The organism is Sulfitobacter mediterraneus (genome assembly GCF_003054325.1).
Lineage (GTDB): Bacteria > Pseudomonadota > Alphaproteobacteria > Rhodobacterales > Rhodobacteraceae > Sulfitobacter > Sulfitobacter mediterraneus.
Map to the genome: position 1 here is coordinate 60,993 of NZ_QBKU01000012.1, position 25,817 is coordinate 86,809.

General features: G+C 57.4%; 22 protein-coding genes. 2 read left to right on the plus strand and 20 right to left on the minus strand.

What is annotated here, in order from left to right:
• Both pdeM and C8N31_RS17210 read right to left on the minus strand, forming a co-directional pair.
• Window positions 1–663 (minus strand): ligase-associated DNA damage response endonuclease PdeM, encoded by a 663-nt coding sequence (gene pdeM / locus C8N31_RS17205; RefSeq protein WP_025046452.1) that lies wholly within the window; start codon window positions 661–663, stop codon window positions 1–3.
• A gap of 117 nt (window positions 664–780) precedes the next feature.
• Window positions 781–2,439, minus strand: a complete 1,659-nt coding sequence (locus tag C8N31_RS17210) for a BCCT family transporter (protein ID WP_025046451.1) — start codon at window positions 2,437–2,439, stop codon at window positions 781–783.
• 131 nt (window positions 2,440–2,570) lie between these two features.
• On the opposite strand from C8N31_RS17210, the gene C8N31_RS17215 reads away from it, so the two are divergent.
• A complete protein-coding gene (locus C8N31_RS17215) occupies window positions 2,571–3,506 on the plus strand; it encodes a LysR family transcriptional regulator (protein ID WP_025046450.1) in 936 nt (311 codons plus the stop codon).
• A gap of 18 nt (window positions 3,507–3,524) precedes the next feature.
• Here C8N31_RS17215 and C8N31_RS17220 read toward each other — a convergent pair whose 3' ends face one another.
• The 13 genes from C8N31_RS17220 to C8N31_RS17285 all read right to left on the minus strand — a co-directional run bounded on the left by C8N31_RS17220 (window position 3,525) and on the right by C8N31_RS17285 (window position 18,349).
• Window positions 3,525–5,978, minus strand: a complete 2,454-nt coding sequence (locus tag C8N31_RS17220) for a ligase-associated DNA damage response DEXH box helicase (RefSeq protein WP_025046449.1) — start codon at window positions 5,976–5,978, stop codon at window positions 3,525–3,527.
• A gap of 219 nt (window positions 5,979–6,197) precedes the next feature.
• Window positions 6,198–7,505 (minus strand): ATPase, encoded by a 1,308-nt coding sequence (locus C8N31_RS17225; protein ID WP_025046448.1) that lies wholly within the window; start codon window positions 7,503–7,505, stop codon window positions 6,198–6,200.
• A gap of 69 nt (window positions 7,506–7,574) precedes the next feature.
• Window positions 7,575–8,069 carry a prepilin peptidase gene (locus tag C8N31_RS17230; protein WP_025046447.1) on the minus strand — a complete coding sequence of 165 codons (495 nt, stop codon included), beginning with the start codon at window positions 8,067–8,069 and terminating at the stop codon, window positions 7,575–7,577.
• A gap of 4 nt (window positions 8,070–8,073) precedes the next feature.
• Window positions 8,074–8,925, minus strand: coding sequence for a tetratricopeptide repeat protein (locus C8N31_RS17235; protein ID WP_025046446.1), 852 nt, complete (start codon window positions 8,923–8,925; stop codon window positions 8,074–8,076).
• 42 nt (window positions 8,926–8,967) lie between these two features.
• Window positions 8,968–9,546, minus strand: coding sequence for a tetratricopeptide repeat protein (locus tag C8N31_RS17240; RefSeq protein ID WP_025046445.1), 579 nt, complete (start codon window positions 9,544–9,546; stop codon window positions 8,968–8,970).
• Complete coding sequence (locus C8N31_RS17245; RefSeq protein ID WP_025046444.1) at window positions 9,546–10,520, minus strand: type II secretion system F family protein; 975 nt, start codon at window positions 10,518–10,520, stop codon at window positions 9,546–9,548. Before C8N31_RS17245 ends, C8N31_RS17240 begins: the two co-directional genes overlap by 1 nt.
• Before the next feature lie 12 nt (window positions 10,521–10,532).
• Complete coding sequence (locus C8N31_RS17250) at window positions 10,533–11,495, minus strand: type II secretion system F family protein (protein ID WP_025046443.1); 963 nt, start codon at window positions 11,493–11,495, stop codon at window positions 10,533–10,535.
• A gap of 11 nt (window positions 11,496–11,506) precedes the next feature.
• Complete coding sequence (locus C8N31_RS17255; protein ID WP_025046442.1) at window positions 11,507–12,946, minus strand: TadA family conjugal transfer-associated ATPase; 1,440 nt, start codon at window positions 12,944–12,946, stop codon at window positions 11,507–11,509.
• A 22-nt stretch (window positions 12,947–12,968) separates the two neighbouring features.
• Complete coding sequence (locus C8N31_RS17260) at window positions 12,969–14,207, minus strand: CpaE/TadZ family protein (RefSeq protein ID WP_025046441.1); 1,239 nt, start codon at window positions 14,205–14,207, stop codon at window positions 12,969–12,971.
• Between the two features lie 280 nt (window positions 14,208–14,487).
• Complete coding sequence (locus tag C8N31_RS17265; RefSeq protein ID WP_025046440.1) at window positions 14,488–15,183, minus strand: OmpA family protein; 696 nt, start codon at window positions 15,181–15,183, stop codon at window positions 14,488–14,490.
• The gene (locus C8N31_RS17270; protein ID WP_025046439.1) at window positions 15,170–16,606 is read right to left on the minus strand and encodes a type II and III secretion system protein family protein; all 1,437 of its coding nucleotides are present in this window, start codon (window positions 16,604–16,606) and stop codon (window positions 15,170–15,172) included. Before C8N31_RS17270 ends, C8N31_RS17265 begins: the two co-directional genes overlap by 14 nt.
• 206 nt (window positions 16,607–16,812) lie before the next feature.
• Window positions 16,813–17,670, minus strand: a complete 858-nt coding sequence (gene cpaB / locus C8N31_RS17275; protein ID WP_025046438.1) for a Flp pilus assembly protein CpaB — start codon at window positions 17,668–17,670, stop codon at window positions 16,813–16,815.
• Between the two features lie 493 nt (window positions 17,671–18,163).
• Window positions 18,164–18,349: a Flp family type IVb pilin gene (locus C8N31_RS17285; protein WP_025046436.1), complete on the minus strand. Its 186-nt coding sequence runs from the start codon at window positions 18,347–18,349 to the stop codon at window positions 18,164–18,166.
• 420 nt (window positions 18,350–18,769) lie between these two features.
• Between C8N31_RS17285 and C8N31_RS17295 the strand changes: the two genes are divergently transcribed.
• Window positions 18,770–19,522 carry a lytic transglycosylase domain-containing protein gene (locus C8N31_RS17295; RefSeq protein WP_249031129.1) on the plus strand — a complete coding sequence of 251 codons (753 nt, stop codon included), beginning with the start codon at window positions 18,770–18,772 and terminating at the stop codon, window positions 19,520–19,522.
• A gap of 145 nt (window positions 19,523–19,667) precedes the next feature.
• Here C8N31_RS17295 and C8N31_RS17300 read toward each other — a convergent pair whose 3' ends face one another.
• The 5 genes from C8N31_RS17300 to dprA form a co-directional block, all read right to left on the minus strand.
• Window positions 19,668–20,291, minus strand: coding sequence for a 3-oxoacid CoA-transferase subunit B (locus C8N31_RS17300; RefSeq protein ID WP_025046434.1), 624 nt, complete (start codon window positions 20,289–20,291; stop codon window positions 19,668–19,670).
• A gap of 3 nt (window positions 20,292–20,294) precedes the next feature.
• The gene (locus tag C8N31_RS17305) at window positions 20,295–20,990 is read right to left on the minus strand and encodes a CoA transferase subunit A (protein WP_025046433.1); all 696 of its coding nucleotides are present in this window, start codon (window positions 20,988–20,990) and stop codon (window positions 20,295–20,297) included.
• Between the two features lie 98 nt (window positions 20,991–21,088).
• Complete coding sequence (locus C8N31_RS17310) at window positions 21,089–21,652, minus strand: L,D-transpeptidase (RefSeq protein ID WP_025046432.1); 564 nt, start codon at window positions 21,650–21,652, stop codon at window positions 21,089–21,091.
• 99 nt (window positions 21,653–21,751) lie between these two features.
• Window positions 21,752–24,388 carry a type I DNA topoisomerase gene (gene topA / locus C8N31_RS17315; RefSeq protein ID WP_025046431.1) on the minus strand — a complete coding sequence of 879 codons (2,637 nt, stop codon included), beginning with the start codon at window positions 24,386–24,388 and terminating at the stop codon, window positions 21,752–21,754.
• 228 nt (window positions 24,389–24,616) lie between these two features.
• Window positions 24,617–25,801, minus strand: a complete 1,185-nt coding sequence (gene dprA / locus C8N31_RS17320; protein WP_025046430.1) for a DNA-processing protein DprA — start codon at window positions 25,799–25,801, stop codon at window positions 24,617–24,619.
• Window positions 25,802–25,817: the final 16 nt, after the last annotated feature.

Sequence of the window (25,817 nt, forward strand, 5' to 3'; positions counted from 1 at the left end):
CTATCGCGGCATGGGGATGGCAATGGGGTTTTTGCCGGTCATGATCGCCTGCGCCTCGGGGCGCATTAGATCGGCCAAAGGTTCGGCACGGCTGCGCAAACCGCCGGTGTAGGTGCCATAGGCGGGCAGGATCAGACGGTCACTGTCAAAAAGAAACGCAGGCCGCGTGATACTGCGCCCGCGCAGGCTGACACTGGCCTTGGGGTGGTAATGCCCCGACACTTCGCCGCTGGCGCCAGGCAGGGCAATGTGCCGAAAGGTCAGCGGCGCGATGGGCAGTTCAAACAGATGACTGCCGCCAAGGTTCACCGGGCCGGGGTCGTGGTTGCCCTCAATCCAGACCCAACGCCGCCCCGCTTGCAGGCGAGTGATCCAGAGGCGTTCTTCTTCGGGCAGGGCCAGAGCCGCGCCCAGATCATCGAAACTATCACCAAGACACACCACGCTGCGGGCGTTGGTTAGGGTCAGATCCGCCGCCAGCCGGGTCAGCGTATCGCGGGTGTCATAGGGGGGCAGGGCCGCACCGCCACGCCGCGCGATCCGTTCGGACTTGCCCAGATGCAGATCACTGACACAAAGCAGGCTTTGTTCGGCCCACCACAGCGCACCGGAGCCAAGCGCCATCAATTGCGCGCCTGCCAAAGTGAAATCAAATCCGTTCATCCTATTTTCATGTTGGAAATCTGCGGCTTTGGCAAGGGCCGTGGTGAGCCGCCTTTCAAAAACGCAACGGCCCGCCAGACCAAAGGTCGGCGGGCCGCGCAACTGCTCGACGTGTTATTACTGGCTTTCGGATGTGTCCGGATCAAAGGTGGTGGTCACGCCCGCCGCTTCGCGCCGGCCATCGTTGTAGATCGCCTTGATCAGCGCGATCCACATCAACACCATCACCAGCGAGAACGGAAGTGCCCCGATCACCATCGCCGTCTGGATCGCGGTCAAACCGCCCACCAGCAACAGCGCAGCCACCACAGCCCCAAGAGCCGCACCCCAGAACAGGATGTGCGGACGCGCCTTTGGCCCTTCGTCGCCCGCAGCATTGATGGTGTTGACGATCAACACAGCCGAGTCCGCAGAGGTGACAAGATAGGTCATCAGCAGAACGACGATGATCACCGCCATGCCCCAACCGAGAACCTCACCCAGCATCAGGCCGGTCATGGCAAAGATCTTGTCGCCGTCGCTGGCCCCAAAGATCGCGCCACCGGCAGATCCGTTCAACTCCATGTCGATCGCCGTGCCGCCCGCAAAGGAGAACCAGACAAAACACATGATCGCAGGCACAATCAACGCGCCCAGAACAAACTCACGAATGGTCCGCCCCCGCGAGATCCGTGCAAGAAACAGGCCAACAAAGGGTGCAAACGCCACCCACCATGCCCAATAGAACACGGACCATGCGCCCTGCCAGCCTTCAAGCTTGTCTGCCACGCCGCCGGTGCCGTCACCGGAATAGACGGTAAACATCATTGACGGCAGGTTGATGATGTATTCCCACATGCCCACGAACAACGCCTGAACGCCAAACCAGGTGGAGCCAAACAGCATCAAGAACCCAAGCAGGAAGATCGATAGTCCCATGTTGATATTCGACAGCCACTTGATGCCTTTGCCCACGCCAGACAGCGCCGACAGGGTCGATGCGCCCATGATGATTACAATCGCAACGATGATGCCCAGCGAGGACGCTGTGCCTTCGTCGTTCATCAGCCATTCACCAATGCCGATCCGGCTCATCCCGGCGACAAATTGTTCCACGCCAAAGCCCAGCGTCTGCGCAACCCCAAGGATTGTCGCAATCACCGCGACGATATCAATCACGGTGCCCAGCGGACCCGACAGGGCCTTGCCGAACAGCGGTGTCAGCGATGACCGGATGGTCAACGGCAAACCGCGACGATAGGCGAAATAGGCCAAAGACAGGCCCGCGATGGCATAAGAGGCCCAAGCCGAGAAGCCCCAGTGCAGGTATGACCATTGGTAGGCATTGATGAAATTCTCTGCCGTGCCGCCCTCAACCGCGCCCTGAATAACCTCGGGGTTGTTGCGGAAATGGTAAATCGGTTCGGCCACGGCCCAGGTCAACATGCCGACCCCGATGCCCGCGCCAAACATCATCGAGAACCACGAGAAGTTTGAAAATTCCGGTACATCGTCAGGCAGGCCAAGCTTGAGCCGTCCGGCTGCGGGCCACAGGGCCAGCACGAGACAAACCAGAACAAATGAGGCCATTACATAGATGTACCAAAGGCCAAAGTTGGCCAGAATAAAGGTGTTGAACCCCGAGAGGACCGAACCGGCCTGTTCAGGAAAGGCGACGGCCCAAATGACCAGTGCGCCAACGACCAGTTTTGATGTCACTGTGACATCGACGTTGAAGCCTGAATAAAATCCCTTGTCCGCCGTCTTGATCGGCAGATCGGTTAATGGTGGTTGCATCTTGGTTATTCCCCCCTGTGCCGCCTTGCCTGTGCATGATCTGCGACCGACGCTGATATGAATGGCAAAGCTTTTTCCTATGAGGGAAATGTGTAGAGTATGGTTTTTTGCCGTTGAAGTGAGAGAATTGAATGGCCGCCATAACCAATAGCTATCGCCATCTGTTGTGGAGCGTGGCCGATCTCTGTGCCTTTGTTGTGGTTTGCCGCAACGGCAGTATCACCCGCGCGGCCAAAGAACTGGGCGTGTCGCAACCCAGTTTGAGCAAACGCATCAAGAACCTCGAAGACACTTTGCAGACCAAATTGTTCTTTCGCCGCTCAACCGGGATCGAACTGACAGGCAGTGGTGCGGCGCTGTTTCAGATGGCGGCAGAACCGCTCGATACTGTTGCCCATCAATTTGACCAGCGCCGCCGCCGCACCGCGCCCAATCGTGTTTTGATCGCCGTTGACTATGCTTTTGCGTCTTTCTGGTTGTTGCCGCGCCTGCCGATGTTGCGCGAACATTTGGGGGAAATTGATCTAAGGGTTCTGGCCTCGCAAGACCCCCTACAGGAAAGCGAGGTTCAGCCTGACATCTCGATTTTCATGGCCGCCAAACCCGATGTCGGTCCCGAAGCCCATTTGTTGTTCCCCGAGGCCGTCTCAGCGGTTTCAAGCCCGCAGTTTTTGGAAACGGCAGGCCCCCTGACGAGTGCCAATGATCTGTGGGATCATCAATCCAAACTGTTGCATCTGGGGTCGGGGAGCACCGCAGCGCCTTGGTTCGACTGGCTGGAATGGTTGTCTCACGCAGGCGGGCGCAGCGGGGTTTTGCAAAAGGGGGCAACGTTCAACACCTATGAGATGATTATTCGCGCCGCCGTGTCGGGGCAGGGGATCGCGCTGGGTTGGCACAGCCTGATCGACGATCATATCGCCAGTGGCGAGCTGGTCGAGGTGCTGCCGCATGTTGTGACCTCTGGTCGGGGATATTTCATCAAGATCAACCACGCCGCGCCGCGCAAGGGGTCGATCACCTCGCGGGTTCAGGACTGGATCGTCAATGAAAGCGGGGCAAAATGACCGGCGCTGCGAGGCGGCTCAAAAGCCCGCCCGCCAACGCGGTTTGTCCGAAGGCGGCGGTGTGATCTGCGCAAGGCCAGAGGTTTCCATCAATCGGGTCGCCTCTTCGGCCAGCAAGCGTTCCTCTGCTGCGCCTTTGACCGGCACGCGCCCCATCTCAAGGAACAACGGCGCGGCAAGCGGGGTCACCCGCGACAGCCGTTTGTGATCAATCCGGCCATCGACACGGGCAATCATCTCTTCGATGCGGCCAAAATCAACCAAGCCGCGCAATGCCTCCTCGCGGGTGATCTGCATCATCAGATGATCAGGATCATAGCGTAGCAACGTGTCATACAGGATATCGGAAGAAAACGTCGCTTGCCGCCCCGATTTGCGGGCCGAAGGCGTGTTGCGTTCGATCAAGCCCGCAATGGTCGCCGAGGCACGAAAGGTGCGTTTCATCACCGCGTTCCCTGCCAGCCATGTCTCAAGCCCATCCTGCAATGCGCCCAGATCAAACAGCGGCGCCGGGTCATCCAGGGCATCCAGCCCCCAGATCAACGTGGCATAATCCGTGGCGACAAAGCCCATTGGATGCAGGCCCAATTCCTCCATCCGTTTGGTTAGGAGCAGCCCGAGCGTCTGCATCCCGTTACGGCCCGCAAAGCCGTAAATCACAGTCTGTTCGCGCCCGTCATGGGGGAAGCTTTCGATCAGCAAACGCCCCGGCTGCGGCAGCTGGCTGACTTCGCGTTGCAGGGTCAACCACTCGGCCGTATGGCGCGGAAGTTCGGGCCAACTGTCTTGGGTGAACATCTGCTGCACCCGCGCAGAAAGCTGGGTGGAGGTGGCGAATTTCGTGCCCATAAAGGTGGCGATCTTGGGTTTTTTAGCGGCGTCACGGCTGACCTCAACAGTCATCTCGCGCAGGCCCTCGTATTTGACGATCTGCCCGCCGATCAAAAAGGTATCGCCGGGTGTCAGAGTGGCGGCGAACCCTTCTTCGATTTCACCCAAAGGTTTGCCACCGCGATTGCGCCGCATCCGAACCTTGAGCGTGTCGGTGTCCTGTATGGTGCCGATGTTCATGCGGATGCGCTGCGCTGCGCGGGGATCGCGCAACTGCCATTGTCCGTCGGGCCGCTGCAACAGCCTCTGCCAACGGTCGTAAGCCTGAAGCGCATAGCCGCCCGTGGCACAAAATTCGAGGCAGGCGTCAAATTCTGCGCGGAACAGGGCGGCATAGGCACCCGCGCTGGTCATTTCGGCGAACAGATCATCGGCATCAAAAGGGCCGGCACAGGCCGCGATCAGGATATGCTGGCACAGAACATCACGTGGGCCGGGGCCGCGCGGATCACCGTCCAGATCACCGGCCAGCACCGCATCCAATGCAGCCACACATTCCACCACCTCAAACCGGTTTGCAGGCACCAGCAGCGCCTTGGACGGCGCATTATAGCGGTGATTGGCGCGGCCAATCCGCTGCACCAGACGTTTGACGTTTTTGGGCGCACCGATCTGGATCACAAGATCCACATCGCCCCAGTCGATCCCCAGATCCAGACTGCCCGTACAAACAATCGCCCGCAAATCCCCGCGCACCATCGCCGCCTCGACACGGGCGCGTTGTTCGCGGTCCAGAGATCCGTGATGAATGCCGATGGGCAGGCTGTCTTCATTGGCAAGCCACAGGTTGTGAAAGAAAATCTCTGCCTGCGCACGGGTGTTATGAAAGATCAAAGTGGTTTGATGCTTCTTGATCTCCTCAAGCACCGCAGGGATGGCATAGGCCGCGCCGCCGCCCGACCACGGCGGCGCCTCTTCGGTGCTAAGCATTCGGATGTCCGGCGCAGGGCCGGGATCGGCCTGCAAAATCTCACATGGATCGGGATGCCGCGCCATGAAATGTGCAATCGCTTGCGGATCTTCGACCGTGGCTGACAAACCCACCCGTTTCAGATCAGGGCAGATCGTCTGCAGCCGCGCCAGCGCCAGCATCATCTGATCGCCACGTTTGCTTTCGGCGAGGGCGTGAATTTCGTCGATGACCACCCGTTTCAACCCCTTAAACATGCGCGGCGCATCTTCATAGCTGACCAATAGGGCAAGGCTTTCTGGCGTGGTCAGAAAGATATGCGGCGGATCGGCCCTTTGCCGTTTGCGGCGGGTCGCGGTGGTGTCGCCGGTACGCTCATCAATGGTGATCGGCAGTCCCATTTCCGTGACCGGGGTGGTCAAGTTCCGTTTGATGTCAGCGGCTAAGGCCTTGAGCGGCGAGATATAAAGCGTATGCATCCCCTGATGGTTCCCGTCGGCCAGATCCACCAGCGTCGGCAAAAAACCAGAGAGAGTTTTCCCGCCCCCCGTGGGCGCAATCAGCAGCAACGCGGGCGCATCAGCGCGGTCCAGCATCTGTTGCTGATGCGGATGGATCGACCAGCCTTTGCTGGCAAACCATTGGTCAAACTTGGGGGGCAGGGCGTTCATGCCGGGTAAGATAGCACCGCTGGCAAGGTGGACCAGCGAGATCGGCACAAGGGTGCAAATTTCACTGGCACATTCCTAACAGCCCAATCCGGGGCGTCATCAGCTATAGATCGGGCTGTTTTCCTGTCGCATCCGCATGATCTATCCGGTACGGATCAAAACCAACAGCGGCACCCCTCGTACCGCATACATAGGCCCGGCCGCAGCCCGCAACGGTGATCATTTGACGATATGCTCGTCCTTGACGAACATATTGGCCCATGCGCGATCAATCAGGTCAGGGGACATCTGATAGGGGATGCCCTCAAATTCGCAGATCGAAATCATCTGGTCGATCAGAAAAATCGGCTGATAATTGGCATAGACATTGTCGATGGTCGGGTATTTGACTTTGAGCAATTGCACCAATGTCGCCTCGTCCAACGGCATACCGCGCTTCTTGGCGACCATCGCAAAAATCTTGAGAAAGTTTTGCTGGTTCGGCCCGTCAATCTTGATCTTGAAGAAGATCCGGCGCAGGGCCGCTTGGTCAAAGATTTCATTCGGGTGGAAGTTGGTGGAGAAGATCACCAACGTATCAAATGGCACTTCGAATTTTTCACCCGATTGCAGCGCCAAGATGTCTTTGCTTTCCTCCAGCGGAACAATCCACCGGTTGACGATACTTTGCGGTGGCTCTTTCTGGCGGCCAAGGTCATCCACGATGAAGATGCCCCCCGTCGATTTCAGCTGCAGCGGCGCCTGATAGGTCCGCGCGGTGGGGTTGTAAACCAGATCCAGCATATCGAGCGAAAGTTCACCGCCCGTGATCACCGTGGGCCGTTCACAGCAGACATAGCGCGTGTCAAACCGGGTCACCCGGCGCAGGGATGTCGGATCTTGCACGTCCGCTTCGGCTTGGGAATGCACGATAGGGTCATAGACCGTGATCACCTGTCCGGCATATTCAATGGCATAGGGAACATACACCTTGTCCCCCAATGCATCCCGTATCCCATTGGAAATAGAGGATTTGCCGTTGCCCGGAGGGCCATACATCAAGATCGAGCGACCGGCAGAAACCGCAGGCCCAAGGTGGCCAAGCAAGCTGTCGGGCAGGACAAGATGCCCCATCGCGCCGGTCAATTGTTCGCGGGTGATTTGCAGATTGCGCACCGATTGGCGTTTGACCTGTTCACGGTAAACATCAAGCGGCACCGGCATCGGGCCAAAATATTCGGACTGCGCCAATGCATCCAGCGCTCGCGCCTTGCCCGCATCGGTAAGCTGATAGCCCATTTCATTGCCGTTGTTGGCGTTCAATGTGCCTGTTGCCTCAATCAGGCGTTGGTCACGGCCCATATCAATCAATTCCTGCGTCACCGGAATCGGCAGACAAACCGCCTGTGCCAGATCACTGACCATGTCGATATTCTTGCGGAATATGGTCTTGAGCAGGATATCCCGCATCATCGTGGTGGGCAGCAGCATTTCCTCAATCCGCTTGGGCGGAGGAGGGGCCATAACATTGGTGGATTGCATGTTCATGACATGGTTCCTTGCGTGATCAGACCGGTTTTTCTCATCTTGCAGGCTAAGGCCTGAATATGGCGTTTATCAGGCACCGTAGATGGCCCCGAGAATGAGATAGATGGCCAATGCCGGGCCAAGCGCGAGGCCCATCGGGAATTTCTTGCCCTGTGTCCAGCTTTCCCAATGTGGGGCCAGATGACGCAGGGGGGTATACATAGCGCCGCGATGGGTCACGGCGGCGGCCAACAATGTGGCCATAAAGATCATCGTCAACATGCCGAGATCACCAAGAGCAATGTAAGGCGCTGCGGCGGCCGCAAATTTTGCGTCACCGGCCCCCAAGGCGCCTGCGGCGTTTAACACAATGCCAACCACCAGAACGATCACCAAGGCCGCGAGCCGCCAAAGGTAGGCGTCAAAAGGCATCAGGAAAAAGCCAAGCACAATAAAGATAAGCGCCAAAAGCAGCACGGAAGGGTTGGTGATGCGCATTTCAGCCATATCCGTAAATGCCACATAAAGGCAGATCGGCAGAACAAACGGTAGAAACCACAAGGCATGAGCGGCGACGATGGCCATCCGCTTAGCCGTTTTCTAGGGCACGCAGGGACCGAACAGCCGCCTCAAAGTGCTGTGGATGTGTATCGATCGCCTCACGCAGCAGGTTCTTGCCAATCTCGACATCGCCCCGTTTGATCGCCGAAAGGGCCATCGTATGCAGCAATTGCGCACGTTCTGTCTGGTCCATCGGAATGACGGGCAGGGTGTAGTCGCGCTGCGCGGAACGGGCAATCACGAGGTTGTTCTTGGCGGTGAACAGCGTGTCGTCCTGACGGATCGCGTCTGAAAACAGTCGTTCTGCCTTGGCGTATTCGCCGCGGGTCAGCTTGGAATAACCCCAGTTGTTCATGACGGACGCGGGGGTCGTCGTCAGGCCCACAGCAATTTCATAAAAGCTGTCGGCTTTTTTCCATTCTTTCTGGCTGTCTGCCACCAAGGCCTCAAGCCGATAGCGCTTGAAAGTCTCATGGGTTGGCGGCACGTCGTCCAACACCTTTTCGGCTTTGGTCCAGTTTCCGGCACGGATCAAAGCATCGGCGAGGTTCACGCTGTCCTCAGAGGTAGCGCCCTCCATCTTGGTGACCTTTTCCCAGGCAATCACGCCTTCGGTGACGCGCTTGGCCCGGATCAAGGACGAGGCCAGCCCGCGCTGATGATCAATGCGGCTGGGATCTTCTTTGATGGAGCGGGCAAAGTAGTTCACGGCCTCATTCGGGTCCGCGACGGTCAGCATCACATCGGAAAGATTGCTTTCATCGACAACGTTCACGTCCTTGAAGGCCCGTTCAACGGTGGCGTTTGCGTCTTTTTCACCGCAGCCTGCAACAGCGGTGACGCCTGCAAGGCAGGCGGCCAAAACGATAGGGTGGCGCATTTTGTGCGTCCTTTTACTGCTCAATTCAGACGTTTGGCATCGTCACAGCGAAGAACTGATCAAGTAGTCCCCTCCGCCCCGACGCACCAACTTATAATTATTGTCGTCAAGCTCAGATATACCAGAATTTTCGGATTTTGCGAGTGCTAAGCGCAGATTGTCGCGGATTGCGTCACTTTCGCCATTGTCCAGCGCATAGGCCTTTCGGAAAATCTGTTCCGCCTCGACGGTTTTGCCCCGTTCCATCAGGACAACGCCGAGATTATTCCATGCTTCTGGCAGGGCATCCGTGCGTTTGACCGCGCGGCGCAACAATTGTTCGGCCTGTCCCAACCGGCCCAAGCCAAGGTTCGCCGTGCCAAGGCCAGAAAGGATTTCACTATCAACCCCCTGTTCCAAAGCTGCGCGATTGAATGATTTGATTGCCAGCTCATATTGCCCCGCAGCGATCAAGCGGTGGCCCACTTCGATCCCATCCACGGCGTCAGCGTGTTGGTTTACACCGGGGGCAAACGGGCTTTCGCCTTGCGCAGAAAAGCCGCCCGTAGAACAGGCGGCCAATCCGAATGACGTTGTGAGAAGCAGGGCGCGAAGTGATCCGCGCCGAAATGCTTTTATCATTATTGTCCAGGTCCGCTCATCTTGCCCAATTCAGTGATGCCATGGACCGAAGGACCAACCAGAATGATCAACAACGGCGGCACCGTCAGAATCATTGTGGCAAGGGTCATCTTTGTTGGCAACTTGTTTGCGGCCTCTTCGGCGCGCATCACACGTTTATCCCGCATCTCACCTGCATAAACCCGCAAAGCGTCTGCGATGGACGTACCAAAAGCGGCAGATTGCACCAGAACTGTCACGAAAGATGAAACGTCCTGCACGCCGCAGCGTTCGCCCATGTCATTGAGAACGGTGATCTTGTCCTTACCGGCCTTCATCTCATAGGCGACGACTTCAAACTCTTCGGACAAGGCCTGATAGGAAGCCCGCAATTCCTTGGCCACACGAACGATACATTGATCCAAGGATTGACCGGCCTCAACACAGACCAGCATCATATCAAGCGCATCTGGAAAACCACGGGTGATTTCCTCTTTGCGGGCCTCGACCCGGCGTGTGACCCAATACTTTGGCAGATAATAACCGATCGCGCCGGGGCCGATGGTCCACATCATGGTCTTTTGCGTGCTCAGTCCTTCGCCGCCACCCAGAAAGTTGATGTAGACAACGCCGCCCACCAGACCGATGAGACCCAACGCCATCTGTGCGAAATAGAACATCCGCACCGCATCGCGTGACTGGTATCCCGCCTGACGCAACATCAATTGTTTGGCGCTCAGCTCGGCCACGTCCTCGGGCTCAAGAAACTTGGCAAACTTCTGCAGTTGCTCATTGCCCTCGGACTGACGCAGGCGTTTGCCCTTGTCCTGACCGGCAGGGCTGGCTGAGGCCCGCTTGAGTTTGTTCAGCGGATCTTCGGGCTGGCGCAGGATCAATACCACCATGGTCAGGATCATCAGGAACCCGATCACACCGGCGCCGATCACAAGGCCTAGTCCGCCCAGCTGCGCATCTATCTCTTGAAGAAATTCCATCTCACTGGTTCCTTAAACTTTGATGTCGGTCAGCACGCGCATCACGAACAGATTGACCGCAAGGAAGATGCCAACAAGGAAACATGCGGGAATGAACATCGCGTGATCCTTCACATCGTCATAATAGTGAGGGTCGCTCACGTTGATCACGATCAGCGCCACAATCGGGAAGGCAGACAGGAATTTGCCAGACCATTTTGCCTCCGCCGTGATCGCCTTGACGCGGCGGAACAGACGGAAACGGGCGCGGATGACCTTGGCCAGACCCGCAAGGATCTCGGCGAGGTTACCACCCGATTGCTGCTGAATGGTCACGGCCACAGCAAGGAAGCGCAAATCCTGCATATCCAAACGTTCCGCCATGTCCTTGAGCGCCTCGCCCACGTCACGGCCATAGGCGCTTTCGTCTGCGATCACGCCAAATTCAGAGGCCAGCGGATCCTGGATTTCTTTGGATACGATGGAGATTGCGTTGGAGAACGGATGGCCCACCCGCAAGGATCGCACCATGAGTTCAATCGCATCAGGCAATTGTTCCTCGATCATGCCCATGCGTTTGCCCGCCTTGGAAGAGACCCAGAAATAAATCGCACCAATGCCAATGCCAACAGAGATCAACGCACGCACAGGTGGTTCCGTTTCGGTACCGATGGTCAGCCCGAGAAAGGCAAGAACGGCAACGCCGCCCATCAGCATGATCAGCTGTTTGGGCGTAAAGGCAATTGCCGCCTTTTGCGCCTTTTCCGACAGCAGCGAATAGAGCGGAATGGTCTTGCTATCCATATGCTGCTGCATCTCTTTGCGCAGCTGGTCCAGCACCTCTTCGCGGCGCGATCCTTTTTCAAGCATCTCCAGCCGGCGGTTGACGCGGCTGTTGAGACTGATGGATTTACCAAAAGCCACCAGATAAATGCCTTCGACCAGCACCAGCACGCCGATGAAGATCAGGCCATAGATAATTGGTTCGGCACTCATGACAACAATCCTTACTGAGCTGCGACAGGTTCGTAGATAGAAGACGGCAGATCATAACCCCACATGCGGAAACGTTCGGCAAAGTTGCTGCGCACGCCTGTGGCTGTGAAATGACCGATAATCTTGTTGTCCGGTGTCAGGCCAACCCGCTGATAGCGGAAGATTTCCTGCATCGAGATCACATCGCCTTCCATCCCGGTAATCTCGGTGATGGAGGTCATGCGGCGCGAGCCATCTTGCAGACGCGAGGCCTGTACAATCAGGTTCACAGCCGAAGAAATCTGACTGCGGACCGCCTTAAGAGGCATTTCGATACCGGCCATCGCGATCATGTTCTCCAAACGAGACACGCCATCACGGGCGGAGTTGGCGTGGATCGTGGTCATTGATCCGTCGTGGCCGGTGTTCATGGCCTGCAACATATCGATAACCTCTTCGCCGCGGGTCTCACCCACGATGATCCGGTCCGGACGCATACGCAGGGCGTTCTTCAAACAATCGCGCGGGGACACTTCGCCTTTGCCCTCAACGTTTGGCGGGCGGCTTTCCATCCGGCCAACGTGAGTCTGTTGCAGCTGAAGTTCCGCCGTATCCTCAATCGTCAGGATGCGTTCGGCGTTGTCGATAAAGGACGACAGCGCGTTCAGGGTTGTCGTTTTACCGGAGCCTGTACCGCCAGACACGATGATGTTCAGACGTGTCGCAACGGCGGCCTGCAAATAGGCGGCCATCTCTTCGGTGAAGGCACCAAAGTTCACCAGGTCATCAATGCCCAGCTTGTCCTTTTTGAACTTACGAATGGAGACAAGGCTGCCGTCAACGGCCACAGGTGGCACCATGGCGTTGAAACGCGAGCCATCTTGCAAACGCGCATCCACATACGGGTTGCTTTCGTCCACACGGCGACCAACGGCGGATACGATTTTGTCGATGATCCGCAACAGGTGGCGTTCATCCTTGAATGTGATGTCCGTCAGTTCCAGTTTACCGGCGCGTTCCACAAAGATCTGCTGCGGGCCGTTCACCAGAATATCGTTGACCGTTTCGTCCTTCAGCAGGGTCTCAAGCGGGCCAAGACCCGTGACCTCGTCAAAAAGTTCCGAATTCAGTGTCATTCGGTCTTCGCGGTTCAGAACGATGCTTTTTTCAGCCAGGATCTCGGAGGAAATCGCATTGATTTCCTGACGCAAGTCCTGCTCTGTCGCGTGTTCAAGCGCGGACAGGTTCAGGTTGTCGAGCAAAGACCGATGCAGCTCCAACTTGATGTCGCTCATCCGCTGCTTGCGCTTGACGTCCCGATCAACGGGGGCCGCCGCGGCAGGCTGGGATGCCTTGCGCGTGACGGTTGTCACCGGCGCTTTTTCCGCTTCTTTGATCGGAGTGACGGTGGCCGTGGCCTTTGCCTTTTCCGGTGCGGAGGCTGCGGATGGTTTTTTGTACTTCGAAAACATCGGAGTGCCTTTCGGTCAGGGGTCAGGCGGCCTGCGCCTGATCTCCCTTGAGGTCATGAATAGAGTTCGCCAGCTTCGCGATTTCGCGGCGCAGCGGGCTTTTGGGTGCGGAATTGGCCAGCGGCAAACCGTGATCGTTGGCTTGTGTGACCGGCTTGCCGCCATCAGGCATTTGCAAATCAATGGAAATATCCAGCGATTCTGCCATCCGTTTGACCCGGCTTTTGGCGTTCAGATCGGTAAACTTGGGGGCGCGGTTCAGAACATAACGCAGCTTTTCAACCGGCAGTTCTTCGGCCTGAAGGGCGCGTTTGAACCGCAGCGCGTTCTGCGCGCACCGCATATCAAGTTCGATCATCGTGAAATAAACATGGGCATTGGACAGAACAGTTTCCGACCATTGCACCAGTGTCGAAGGCATATCGACCACAACATAGTCAAACTGGTTGCGGGCCATATCAAGAATACGGTCCACGTCTTCGGATGTAATCAGATCCAGCGGCAGCATTTCAGCCGGGGCTGTCAAAACCTGCAAGCGGTCCTCGAATGTGACCAGCGACTGGCCAAAGATCTCTTCGTCCATGTTTTCGGTGTCGGACAACATCTCATAAACGGCCTCACGGCGCGGCAGATCGAGGAAAGTCGCAACAGAGCCGTACTGAAGATCAAGATCCAGCAGGCACACTGAAGGTGGGTTTTTCTTGTCTACGTTGGCCAGTTCCCAAGCGAGGTTCACTGCCATCGTGGTGGCACCCGTGCCGCCCGCCAAACCATGCACGACCAGCAGGGCGCCGTCCTTTTTTGCGCCCGCCTTGAGTTGCGGTGCAGCGGGTTCCGGCTCCGCTTCGGCGGTCTCACCGGCGCGCACCCGTGAAATGGCCTGGGTCAATTCCCCTTCGGGAAGCGGGTAGGGGACAAATTCATCCGCGCCTTGACGCAACAGCGAATGCAAGGCGGCGGGGGTCACATCCTCGGCGATCAGGATCACCTTGATGTCCCGCGCTTTGGCCTGCGTAATAATCTCAGTCATCAGAACGAGGTTTTCCTCGTCTGATTCATCCAAAGCCAGTGCGATAAACTCCATCGCTTCGGCCTCCGGTTGGCTAAAGAAGGCAAGGGCCTCGGCAAATCCGAGATCCCCCCAGCTTTCACCAAGCGCATCTTCCATATCCTCGATCAACAGATCGAAGTTCTGCACGTCGCGGCTGACGGTGCAGGCGACGATTGCTGCTGTTTCGGGTTGCGGCATACTGCTGCTCATAGCCATATTCCTTTACTCGCAAGGGCTGGGCAAAGAGTTAATGCGCACCAATTTGGCTTGCCTGTCTTTGCACTGACCCATGTCTGGCATTTTGCGCAGACACATTTGTTCTCACACAGTGGTATCGCAGCCAAGTTGGGCGAGATTGGGGCTAAAAAACCTCCATTGTTGGGTATGTTGAAACGATCACCCGTCAAAGTGGTGATTGATCAAACGCAAAAAAGCCGGCACAGGTGCCGGCCTTTTAGGCTGAATTACATCCAACTATTTGATTCTATTGCTACTCTGCGACATTGCCAAGCGCGGTTCCGGTCAGTTCGGACGGCGGTATGGCACTGGCGACATAGTCGCGGTAGATGATCTGTGCGTATTTGCCATCCAGCACGGTTGGGTGCCGTTTCACAAAGCCGCTGACCTCGGTCACGGTGCGCCGGTTCTTGCGTTCGCGGCCTTGCGTGACGATCAGTGGCTGTGTCTCGCCAAAGGATGCAACCGCTTCAAGTCTGCGCCTGCTGATGCCTTGCGACGTCAAATAGGCAACGGCCGCATTGGCGCGGCGCAGGCCCAATGTGCGGTTATAGCGGTTGGATCCTACTGCATCCGTGTGTCCATAGACGCGAAAGCGAATTTCAGGGAATTGCCGGATCCACCCGGCCTGCTGGCGCAGGATGGCCTGTGCCTGGGCGTCCAGTTTTGATGAATTGAAAGCAAAATTGACCGTGGAATCGACCTCAGCGGCAAATCTGTTGGCCAAATCAACGGTGTATTGTCGTTCCCCGGTCATAACCAAGCGATTGTTGAGGTTTGCATCCCCAAAAGAGCCCGTGTCGGCCAGCGCACCAGCCTCACGATAAAATTGCGTATAGACCGGATCCGAACTTGGCGCACAGCCAAGCAAGGCCGCGGCACTCACGGCCAGACCTGTTGTCTTAAGTCGTTTGGTCATCACGCTTTTCATCGTTTCAATCCAATACATAGCCGTATGAACCGCCAAAGTCTTGCTTGGCTACTTCGCCTGCGGCACCTTTTTTCGGTGTGCGGGTGCCATCAGCCGTGCGTCCATAAAGGAACAGGTCTTTTTCGGTAGGCGGTCTGATCCGATCTGTCGGCAGCGCCAAAGCTTCGCCGCGTGTCGGGGTGACCAGATGCGCGGTGACGATGATCACCAGTTCCGTTTGGTTGCGTTGATAATCCGCAGACCGGAAGAGGGCGCCCAAAACCGGCACATCACCCAGCCATGGGAGCTGTGTCGCATTGTCCGTAAAGTCATCTTTCAACAGGCCAGCAATAGCAAAGCTTTCGCCATCGCGCAGTTCAACGGTGCTGGAGGTTTCGCGCCGGGTAAAGGCGGCGATCTCGATACCGTTGCCCAGCTGCAAACTGGTTGTCGGGTCAATCGCGGATACGGCGGCCTTAAGCTCCAGGTTCACGAGGTCTTTGTCGACCACGCGCGGGATAAAGGAAAGCTCGACGCCGAAGGGTTTGAATTCAATGGAAATTCTGTTCTCTGACTGCGCCACTGGCACAGGGTATTCACCACCTGCAAGGAACTTTGCCTCTTGCCCGGAGAGGGCAACAAGGTTCGGCTCGGCCAAAAAGCGCACAACGCCTTTTTGCTCAAGCGCCTCAAGCAGAATGCCAACTTGTGTTGACCCGGCGTTAAACCCGAACAGCACAGCACCGGCGTTTTGGTTGAGGTTGGGGATATTGCCGCCCAAAGCCGTGGCCACGCTGCCCGAGGTATTGGTTGTTCCCGTGCCGCCGTTGATGCCAGTGCCACCGACCGCCCCGTTCAAAGACAGGGACGCGCCCAGCGATTTCGACACGTTGCGCTGCATCTCGGCAAAGCGCACTTTCAACATCACCTGTTGAATGCCGCCAACGCTCATTAAATTTGAAACACGTTCCGGCGCATAACGTTCCGCAAGATCAAGGGCACGTTGCAAACGTTGGGTCGAAGACACCACACCAGACAAAACAATGCCGTCATTGGCGGTGCGTACTTCGATTTTCTCGCCCGGAAGGATCTGGCGCAGACGTTCTTTGAATTCAGATACCTCTGCGGCGACGCGGACGTCTACATTGGCAATCAACTGCCCGCTTGCATCAAGCAGGGTCAATGTCGTGAGACCCGGCGATTTGCCCAGAACATAAATTGTCCGGTCAGACAGCGAAGAAATATCCGCAATATTCGGGTTGGCGATGCTCAGCTCTGCAAAGGGGATGTCGCTTTCGACAACCACCGCGCGGTTCATGGGAACGTTGAGCTTGGTGTTCACGCCCTTTTTGACCACACGCAAAGTATCCGCCATCGCCGGTGAGGGCGCGGACAGTGCCAATGGCATTGCGCTAATCGTCAGCCCGACAAGGGCCGCTCGTAGAAATCTATCGATTTTCATGTGACCTGCCTTTTTGATCACGCCTCAATGATGGGTCTTTTCGCCCGTCGTTGGCGTCACTTTGCGTTAGATTATGTTTTATTGCAAGAATCATTGACTTGATGGTCTCTGCCCATGTGGGCAATTGGCAACATAGTTCAAATGCAAACAACGCCGCACAGGGATGCGGCGCTGTTCTGAATATGAGGTAAACCAGCGGATTTGATTCAGTTTGTGCAGGGAATGGGCAGTTCCACCACCTCGGCTCCGCGGCGGGTGCGGATGGTGCAAACCTTTTCTTTTTCCACTTCAGCCGCAGCTTCTTGTGCTTCAAATCCCAGCAAAGACCGTTGGTCGACGTTGATCGCCTCTGCGATCGTGTCGTCTTCGGCGCCCACCAGCGACAAGCTCAGCTTGCCGGTTGATTGGGCCTGGGCCAGTGCGGCCACCTGTTGTGGGCTGATGGCAACGGTGACGGTGCGGGCAATGGTTGCCTCGTTCACTTCGCCGCCAGCGCTTTGGTCAATGGCGATCAATTTGACGCCGGCCTCGATCAGTTTGGTGATGTCACCTTTGCTCTCGTTGCGGCCAAAGTCGGCCCGGCCAGTCCAATAGACGTCTACCCGGTCACCCGGACGCAAGAAACCGGACACGCCGCTGGATACGTCCACTTTGATCGTAAAGGCGCGTTTGCCGCGTTCAAGGCGCGAGGTCAGACCGGTGTCTTCGCCCGGCTCGGTGACCTTTACAGCCATAATGGCTTCGTCCTTTTCGATGGCACGCAGAACCACACGCAATTCATCTGTATTTTCTGGGAACAGCACGGCTTCTTCGACAAAGGCGCCTTCGGGGATGGCGTTTTCGGGCCAATCAACGGGCCGCACGTCATCTTTGGTCAGGCGCTGACCATATTTAAGGGCGTCCTGGGCCACATATACTGTGACTGTCGGAACAACTTTGGCCAAGGCTTCCTGAGCGCGCGCATTCGCTACTTGGTATTGCGCGATCCGATCCTTGGCAAGATATACAGCCCCACCGGCAAGCGCGATGCCCACCAAAAGGACCAGTCCAAATACCATCCGCATTTCATTCACCTCATGTTTGTCGCAGCCAGGTTGATCCCGGTGCAATCGTCTCTGCTCTGATCTTTAGCGCATGAATGTGGCGATACTTTGGTGTGTCCAAGGTGCGAAGAGGACCATTACACTGTTTGATCGGATGTCATGCGCCCGACCGGATGTTCAAAAGGGCCGCCAAAGCAGCCCCGTTGGGTCGTCTATCAGAAGTTGCCCGCATCTCTGCCGGACATGTAATTTCCTGTGCCTTCGCCCAAAGAATCTGAGCTGCCTTGAATGGAGATGATCGCAGCTCCCGCAAGGCCAACGACAGCGGCGGTCAGAACCACCCAATCGACTGTGACGGCACCGTCATCAGATTTAAAAAATTTCTTTATCGCACTAACCATAGCTTCACCTGTGAATCGCTGGGAGCGGCTTCTGCCTGCTTTTCGAAAAATGGGGCCGCGTCCTGTCAAGCAGAGCGCGACCCCTTTGTTCGTTCTAGGTCGTCGTGTCTAACTTAAGGTGTGTTAGGGTTACGGCCGTCCAGGTAGGTAGATGTGTTACCAGTCAGTGTGGTCGCACCACCGGAGATGGAAGAGTAGGCAGCAACGGCCAGACCAACAACGGCGGCGGTCAGCACAACCCAGTCAACAGTCACAGCACCGTTTTCGTCTTTGCGGAAGTTTTTGATAAAGTTCATCATGGTATGTCCCTCCAAGGATCATTTGGTTTTAAAGTTCTAACCCTGCCGTCCGTGTGTGGCGCCGTCTCTCTCAGTTGGCTGCCTGTCCGACTTGGTATGACGCTATATAGCCGGGTGAATGGGGCATGAATTTGGCACCAAATGTGACTTTTCCATTTACCGGTTAAGAAATTTGAAGAAATGTTTTAACTCTATGTTTTTGATGAATAATTTTCCTCAATAAAATTGAAATTCGGTTTTGAAGGCTGCAAAATAGGGTCAATTGGGGCGAAATCGCCACGTTCTTCGCCACGATTGGCTGGTTTGAGGGAGCAAATCATGGGATATTTCCGCTTAATCGAGCCCATAAGCACAAAAAAGCAGGCAGGCATGTACCGATTTTTTGGATATTCGCTCCTTTTGGCGAGTCTGGCGGCCCCAATGGCCCTGGCAGATGGCCCCAAACCCTTTCCCGAGTTCGAATCCAAACGCATCAAAGCGCCAAAAGCGGGCAAAACCGGTCGCATCACCGTTCAGATTGATGATGCACCGGCTGTGGCAGCCACCCCCGAGGCTGTGACAACCCCATCTGGCGCCATCGCGGCATCGGCGCCGGGCCGCTATGATTGGTTCTGGGATAAGGTATCGCCCGATGCGGCCCGGTCAGGCCCCGGACGGTTGCAGCCTGCACTTGATACATTGGCCGGGGGCAAGGTGCCTGCGCCGCGATTGCAGCAGATGCAGGACATAGCCAAGACCAACGGCATCGATATCTTGCGGGCCACGATTGGCACACAGGTGTCTCCGGCCTTGGTGTTGGCGGTGATCACAGTCGAATCTGCGGGCAAGGCGGACGCGATCAGCGGGGCAGGGGCGGAAGGGCTGATGCAGCTCATGCCGGATACCGCTGCACGGTTTGGCGTCTCTGACAGCTTTGATGCGGACCAGAACATTCTGGGCGGGGTGAAATACCTGGATTGGCTGATGGGCGAATTTGAACACGACCCTATTCTGGTTCTGGCCGGATATAATGCTGGCGAAGGGTCTGTACGCAAACATGCAGGCGTACCGCCCTTTGCAGAAACCCGCGACTATGTGCCCAAAGTGCTGGCGGCCTTTCAGGTGGCACGCGGTCTATGCAAAAGCCCGCCGGAGCTGATCAGCGATGGCTGTGTGTTTGCCGCGATGAAGTAAACGCACCAACGACAGGGCGCGTTTGCATCTGCGGATGCTCTTGAGTTTTTCTTGCCAAATGAAGAGGGGGGCAGCGGCCCGGCCCCACAAAAAAGCACCGCCTGATGCAGGCGGTGCTTTTGCATTCTACTAGTGAAGGGCGCGGTTAAACGATTGTCGCCTGTGTGGCGGCACGCAATTCGTCTTCGGTGACGCCCTCGGCGGTTTCAACGATGCGCAGGCCACCTTCAACCACATCCAGCACGCCCAGATTGGTGATGATGCGGTCCACGACCTTTTGGCCGGTCAGGGGCAGCGTGCATTCTTTCAGCACCTTGCTGTCGCCGTGTTTGTTGGTGTGATCCATCACAACCACCACGCGGCCCACGCCCGCAACCAGATCCATCGCGCCGCCCATTCCCTTGACCAGCTTGCCGGGGATCATCCAGTTGGCCAGATCGCCATTTTCGGCCACTTCCATCGCCCCAAGGATCGCCATGGCGATTTTGCCGCCGCGGATCATGCCAAAGGATTGCGCACTGTCGAAGTATGCGGTTTGCGGAAGTTCGGTGATGGTCTGTTTGCCCGCGTTGATCAGATCGGCGTCGATCTCATCTTCGGTCGGGAAGGGGCCCATGCCCAGCATGCCGTTTTCCGATTGCAGCGTCACTTCGATCCCCTCGGGGATGTAGTTGGACACCAAGGTCGGAATACCGATGCCGAGGTTCACATACCAGCCGTCTTGCAGTTCTTGTGCGGCGCGTGCCGCCATTTGATCACGATCCCACATGGCTTAACCCTTCCGCACTGTACGTTGTTCAATCCGCTTTTCATGATCGCCCTGCACGATGCGATGCACATAGATGCCCGGCAGATGGATCGTATCGGGGTCAAGTGACCCTGTCGGCACGATCTCTTCGACCTCGGCGATGCAGACCTTGCCGCACATCGCGGCGGGCGGGTTGAAGTTGCGGGCCGTCTTGCGGAACACGAGGTTGCCTGTCGCGTCCGCTTTCCACGCCTTGACGATGGACAGATCGGCAAAGATGCCTTCTTCCATGATGTAGGTCTCGCCGTTGAAGTCTTTGTGATCCTTGCCTTCGGCGATCACGGTGCCAACACCGGTCTTGGTGTAAAAGCCAGGGATGCCGCAACCACCGGCACGCATCCGTTCAGCCAATGTGCCTTGGGGGTTGAACTCAAGCTCCAACTCGCCGCTGAGATATTGACGCATGAATTCCGCGTTTTCACCCACGTAAGAGCTGATCATCTTCTTGACCTGCTTGGTCTGCAACAGGATGCCGATGCCAAAATCATCAACGCCAGCGTTGTTAGACGCAAAGGTCAGGTTCTTGGTGCCGGCCTCTTTGATGGCCTGCAACAAAAGTTCGGGAATGCCGCAAAGCCCGAAACCGCCCGAGGCGATTAGCATGCCGTCTGACAGCACACCCTCCAATGCTTCGGCTGCTGAGCCGTAGACTTTCTTCATGGCAAACACTCCCCTTTGGCTGTCCAGAATACACTGGCATACCTTTTGACGCCGCAGCGCGGCGAAGTCAAATTATTCAGCCAGAAATGGCCTATTGGTCAGATGATGCGCACCTGCGTGCCAATGGGCGCGATCTGGTACAACGCCTCGATCATGTGATTATAAAGACCGATACAGCCGTCCGAGGATTGCCGCCCGATCTTGCGGGTGTCATGGGTGCCGTGGATCAAATAGGCGGGCCAGCCGAGATACATCGCATGGGTGCCCAGCGGATTGTCCGGGCCAGGCGGCATGTATTTAAGCTCTGGATTGCGCTCCATCATCGAGGGCGTCGGGGTCCAATCCGGGCCAACGCGTTTGCGCACGATCTTGGTATAGCCGCGCTTGGTCAGCTCATCACTGCGCGGCACCGATGTGGGATAGACGATATAGGTCTCGCCGTCGCCGCCCCAGAAATGCAACGCGCGGGAGGTGGTATCGGCAACAATCGCGGCCTTGCCCAGATCATCGAAATGATCCTGCCAATGCTGCATGGTGAAACTGGTGGCATTGCGGCGGACCGGGGGCAGGGCGCTTGGTTCGGCCCGTGAGACCTGCGGCATGAGCATTGAGGCTCCTGCGCCCAAAAGGACACTGCGGCGGGATATCGGGAGATCTGTCATCGTTTGCCTCGTCATTCTTGTTTTGCCTCTTAGTGGCAAAACAAGAATGACGGGACAAATCACATTCCTATGACCAGCGGCATCGCGCCGCTGGTCATGTCAGTCTGTTTTTGGCGCCGCTTTTTTGGCGGCAGGCTTTTTGGCCGGCGCTTTCTTCGCAGCGGGCTTTTTCGCGGCGGCTTTCTTGGCGGGGGCCTTCTTCTTGGTCGCCGCCTTCCGCTTGGCCGGGGATTTGGCGAGCTTCTCTTCGATCAGCTCAACCGCGCGTTCCATGGTCAAATCCGCAGGCTCAATCTCTTTGGGGATCGTCGCGTTGACCTTTTCCCACTTCACATAAGGCCCGTATTTGCCTTCCATGACGTTCACATCACCGCCCAGATCAGGGTGTTCGCCCATCTCGCGGATCGGTTTGGCCGCCTTGCCGCGGCCACCGCGGCTGGCGACTTTTTCCGCCAGCAACTGCACGGCACGGTTCATCCCGACGGTAAACACCTCATCCAGGCTTTCCAGATTGGCGTTGGTGCCGCCGCGATCCGATGTGCTTTCTGCGTGTTTCAGATAGGGACCATAGCGCCCGATGTTGGACCAAACCATGATCCCGTCTTCGGGGTGCGGGCCAATCTGCCGCGGCAGGGACAGCAGCATCAAGGCGCGGTCCAGCTCCAGCTCTTCGGCGGGCCAGTCTTTTGGCACCGACTGGCGTGGCGGCTTCTTGTTCTCTTCGGTCACCGGCCCGCGCTGCACATATGGGCCAAAGCGGCCCTTGAACACGCGGATCTCGTCGCCCTCATCCGTGCCAAGCAGCTTGCCATCGGGCGGGATCGCAGATTTCTCTGCCTCAGGGTCCGGCGGGCCAAAGGGGCGGGTGTAGCGGCATTCAGGGTAGTTTGAGCAACCAATGAACGCGCCGCCGGACCGGGCCGTGCGCATGCTCAGACGGCCAGCACCGCAATGCGGGCAAAGCCGTGGGTCTGTGCCATCTTCGGTCGGTGGGAACAGATGCGGCTCAAGCACCTCGTTGATCTTTTCCAAGACTTCAGTGATGCGCAGCTCTGATGTCTCGCCGATGGCGGCAGAAAAATCGCGCCAGAACCGGTGCAACACTTCTTTATAATCGGCGTCTGCCGCGCTGACCTGATCGAGCTGGTTTTCCAGATCGGCGGTGAAGTCATAGCCGATGTAGCGGCGGAAGTAATTCTCAAGGAAGGCGGTGACCAAACGGCCCTTGTCCTCGGGGATCAGGCGATTGCCATCCTTGCGGACATATTCGCGATCCTGAATCGTGGTGACGATGCTGGCATAAGTGGACGGGCGGCCAATGCCGAGCTCTTCCATGCGTTTGACCAGCGTCGCCTCGGTATAGCGGGGCGGCGGTTGGGTGAAATGCTGTTCGGGCGTGACGGCGCGTTTGTCCATCTTGTCACCCTCAGAGATTTGCGGCAGACGCTTGTCATCTTCATCGACCACATCATCGCGGCCCTCTTCATAGACACGCAGGAACCCGTCAAACAGAACCACCTGCCCATTGGCCCGCAGGCCGACCTGTTCATCCTTGCTGCCGATCTCAACCGTGGTGCGTTCCATCCGGGCCGAAGCCATCTGGCAGGCCAGGGTCCGTTTCCAGATCAGATCATAAAGCTTACGCTGATCCGCTTCGAGGTTGAGCGATCCTGCATCCTTGGTCATATCTGTGGGCCGGATACATTCGTGCGCCTCTTGGGCATTCTTGGCTTTGTTCTTGTAGATCCGTTGTTCCGCGGGGACATATTCCGCGCCATAGCGATCCTTGATCGCGTCGCGGGCCATTGTCACGGCTTCGGGCGCCATGTCGATGCCATCGGTTCGCATATAGGTAATGTGGCCTGCTTCATACAGGCGCTGGGCGGTGCTCATGGTTTGACGTGCACCCATGCCAAACTTGCGGCTGGCCTCTTGCTGTAGGGTCGAGGTCATGAACGGGGCAGACGGGTTGCGGCTGGCCGGTTTGGCCTCAACCGACATGACCGACAGATCCCGGCTGGTGATCGCCTGCACGGCCATTTCGGCCTGCGTGGCATCGGACAGATCAAATTTGTCCAGCTTCTTGCCCACCAGCGTGGTCAACCGCGCCTCAAACTCCTGACCGCGCGGGGTGCTGAGCAAGGCCTTGACGGACCAGTATTCACGGGCGCGAAACGCCTCGATCTCCATCTCGCGTTCCACGATCAAGCGCAGGGTCACAGATTGCACGCGCCCCGCCGATTTTGCGCCGGGCAGTTTGCGCCACAAGACAGGCGACAGGTTGAACCCCACCAGATAATCCAGCGCCCGGCGGGCCAGATAGGCCTCAACCAAGGGCATATCGACCTGACGCGGGTTCTGCATCGCCTCGGTCACGGCCTTTTTGGTGATCTGGTTGAACACCACACGGCTGACGGGGGTGTCTTTCTTGATGGATTTGCGTTTGGTCAGGGCCTCCTGCAAATGCCAGCTGATCGCCTCGCCCTCGCGGTCGGGGTCAGTTGCGAGGATCAATGCGTTGTCGTCTTTGAGCGCATCGGCAATCGCTTTGACGTGTTTTTTGCTGTCGCTGGCCACTTCCCACTTCATCTCAAAGTCGGCGTCGGTGTCGACAGAGCCATCCTTGGGCGGCAGATCGCGAACGTGGCCATAGGACGCGAGAACGGTGTAATTATCGCCCAGATATTTGTTGATCGTTTTGGCCTTGGCAGGGGATTCGACAACAACTACGGGCATAAAATAAGGCACCTTACATCAATTTTGGGTGGGCGGTTGCGCTGTCTCATGTGGGATGGGAGGGGGGATTGTCAATGCAGTGTTGTGCGCATGCCGACGATTTTCTTGCAGCTGTGCAAAGGCGCTTTGCCGTTATGATGCCATAGAAGATGGCCTTTTGGCAGCGGCGCGAGTTCTCGTTATGGTGGAGCTGGCTGGGCAGTTTTAGGGCGGTTTTGTTCTGGCCGTTCAAACCGCTTTGGTCACCAGACCGCCGGGCCGTCTGGTGATCTGACCATCCATCTCAAGATCAACCAAGGCGGGGCCGACCCGGCCCGCCGGGGCTTGCAGATCGCGGATCAACTGGTCCTCGGCCATGGGTGACGGCCCAAGCCGCGACAGGATCTGCAGATGCAGTGATGCGGTTTCTCTCAGGCCGCGTTTGGCTTTGCCGGTTTTCGGGGGTAATGCCGTGCCGGTTCGGGCGGCCTGTTGATCCGGTGCAGGCAAAGCAAGCTCCGGTGCGGCGGCCAGTGAGGGCGCCAATGCCTCAAGCACGTCAGCGGCAGAGCGGACCAATACCGCACCATCGCGGATCAACATGTTGCAGCCCGATGCACGTGCGTCAAAGGGGTGCCCCGGCACCGCCAGCACCTCGCGGCCTTGGTCCAATGCATCGCGGGCGGTGATCAGGCTGCCGGATTTTCCGGCCGCCTCGACCACAACTGTGGCCCGCGACAGGCCCGAAATGATCCGGTTGCGGGCCGGGAAATGCCGCGCCATCGGTTGCAAGCCCATGGGTTGTTCAGACAGACGCAGCCCTGTTTTGGTGATCAATCCTGCCAATTCGGTGTTTTCTGCCGGGTACATCACGTCAACCCCGCCAGCCTGCACGGCAATGGTGCCTGTTTCCAGCGCCGCATGATGGGCGGCGGCATCAATGCCGCGTGCCAAACCAGAAACAACAACATAACCGGCTTGCGCCAGATCCTTTGCCAGTGCCTTGGCCATACGGGTACCAAGCGAAGAGGCATTGCGCGCCCCCACAAGCGAGATCATCGGGCGGGCCAATACATCGGGCTGTCCGATCATCCAAAGAAAGGGCGGCGCATCGTCCAATTCCGCCAGTGCAGCAGGGTAGGGAAGCGTGCCATGGATCAGCAACTGCGCACCGGCGGCGCGGCCCGCCCGCAATTCGGCCCGCACCACATCTTCGGGGCAAATCTCGTATCCTGAAACGCCCGCGGCGCGCGCCACCTGAGGCAGCGCGGCCAACGCGTTCTGCGCCGTGCCGTGTTCAGCCAGCAGACGTTTATACGTCGAAATGCCGACCCGGCGCGAGCGCAACAGACGAAGTCGGGCAAACTGTTCGTCTTCCGGGGTGGGTGGGAGTGGGGGGTGAGTGGAAGAAGGATGTAGGTCCTTGTCAGTCATCCCGTTGTCTCCGTCC

Excerpts from the sequence above, each read along its gene's own strand:
- pdeM (WP_025046452.1), bottom strand. The coding sequence starts at position 663 with ATGAACGGATTTGATTTCACTTTGGCAGGCGCGCAATTGATGGCGCTT.
- C8N31_RS17210 (WP_025046451.1), bottom strand. The coding sequence starts at position 2,439 with ATGCAACCACCATTAACCGATCTGCCGATCAAGACGGCGGACAAGGGA.
- C8N31_RS17215 (WP_025046450.1), top strand. The coding sequence starts at position 2,571 with ATGGCCGCCATAACCAATAGCTATCGCCATCTGTTGTGGAGCGTGGCC.
- C8N31_RS17220 (WP_025046449.1), bottom strand. The coding sequence starts at position 5,978 with ATGAACGCCCTGCCCCCCAAGTTTGACCAATGGTTTGCCAGCAAAGGC.
- C8N31_RS17225 (WP_025046448.1), bottom strand. The coding sequence starts at position 7,505 with ATGAACATGCAATCCACCAATGTTATGGCCCCTCCTCCGCCCAAGCGG.
- C8N31_RS17230 (WP_025046447.1), bottom strand. The coding sequence starts at position 8,069 with ATGGCCATCGTCGCCGCTCATGCCTTGTGGTTTCTACCGTTTGTTCTG.
- C8N31_RS17235 (WP_025046446.1), bottom strand. The coding sequence starts at position 8,925 with ATGCGCCACCCTATCGTTTTGGCCGCCTGCCTTGCAGGCGTCACCGCT.
- C8N31_RS17240 (WP_025046445.1), bottom strand. The coding sequence starts at position 9,546 with ATGATAAAAGCATTTCGGCGCGGATCACTTCGCGCCCTGCTTCTCACA.
- C8N31_RS17245 (WP_025046444.1), bottom strand. The coding sequence starts at position 10,520 with ATGGAATTTCTTCAAGAGATAGATGCGCAGCTGGGCGGACTAGGCCTT.
- C8N31_RS17250 (WP_025046443.1), bottom strand. The coding sequence starts at position 11,495 with ATGAGTGCCGAACCAATTATCTATGGCCTGATCTTCATCGGCGTGCTG.
- C8N31_RS17255 (WP_025046442.1), bottom strand. The coding sequence starts at position 12,946 with ATGTTTTCGAAGTACAAAAAACCATCCGCAGCCTCCGCACCGGAAAAG.
- C8N31_RS17260 (WP_025046441.1), bottom strand. The coding sequence starts at position 14,207 with ATGAGCAGCAGTATGCCGCAACCCGAAACAGCAGCAATCGTCGCCTGC.
- C8N31_RS17265 (WP_025046440.1), bottom strand. The coding sequence starts at position 15,183 with ATGTATTGGATTGAAACGATGAAAAGCGTGATGACCAAACGACTTAAG.
- C8N31_RS17270 (WP_025046439.1), bottom strand. The coding sequence starts at position 16,606 with ATGAAAATCGATAGATTTCTACGAGCGGCCCTTGTCGGGCTGACGATT.
- cpaB (WP_025046438.1), bottom strand. The coding sequence starts at position 17,670 with ATGCGGATGGTATTTGGACTGGTCCTTTTGGTGGGCATCGCGCTTGCC.
- C8N31_RS17285 (WP_025046436.1), bottom strand. The coding sequence starts at position 18,349 with ATGATGAACTTTATCAAAAACTTCCGCAAAGACGAAAACGGTGCTGTG.
- C8N31_RS17295 (WP_249031129.1), top strand. The coding sequence starts at position 18,770 with ATGGCCCTGGCAGATGGCCCCAAACCCTTTCCCGAGTTCGAATCCAAA.
- C8N31_RS17300 (WP_025046434.1), bottom strand. The coding sequence starts at position 20,291 with ATGTGGGATCGTGATCAAATGGCGGCACGCGCCGCACAAGAACTGCAA.
- C8N31_RS17305 (WP_025046433.1), bottom strand. The coding sequence starts at position 20,990 with ATGAAGAAAGTCTACGGCTCAGCAGCCGAAGCATTGGAGGGTGTGCTG.
- C8N31_RS17310 (WP_025046432.1), bottom strand. The coding sequence starts at position 21,652 with ATGACAGATCTCCCGATATCCCGCCGCAGTGTCCTTTTGGGCGCAGGA.
- topA (WP_025046431.1), bottom strand. The coding sequence starts at position 24,388 with ATGCCCGTAGTTGTTGTCGAATCCCCTGCCAAGGCCAAAACGATCAAC.
- dprA (WP_025046430.1), bottom strand. The coding sequence starts at position 25,801 with ATGACTGACAAGGACCTACATCCTTCTTCCACTCACCCCCCACTCCCA.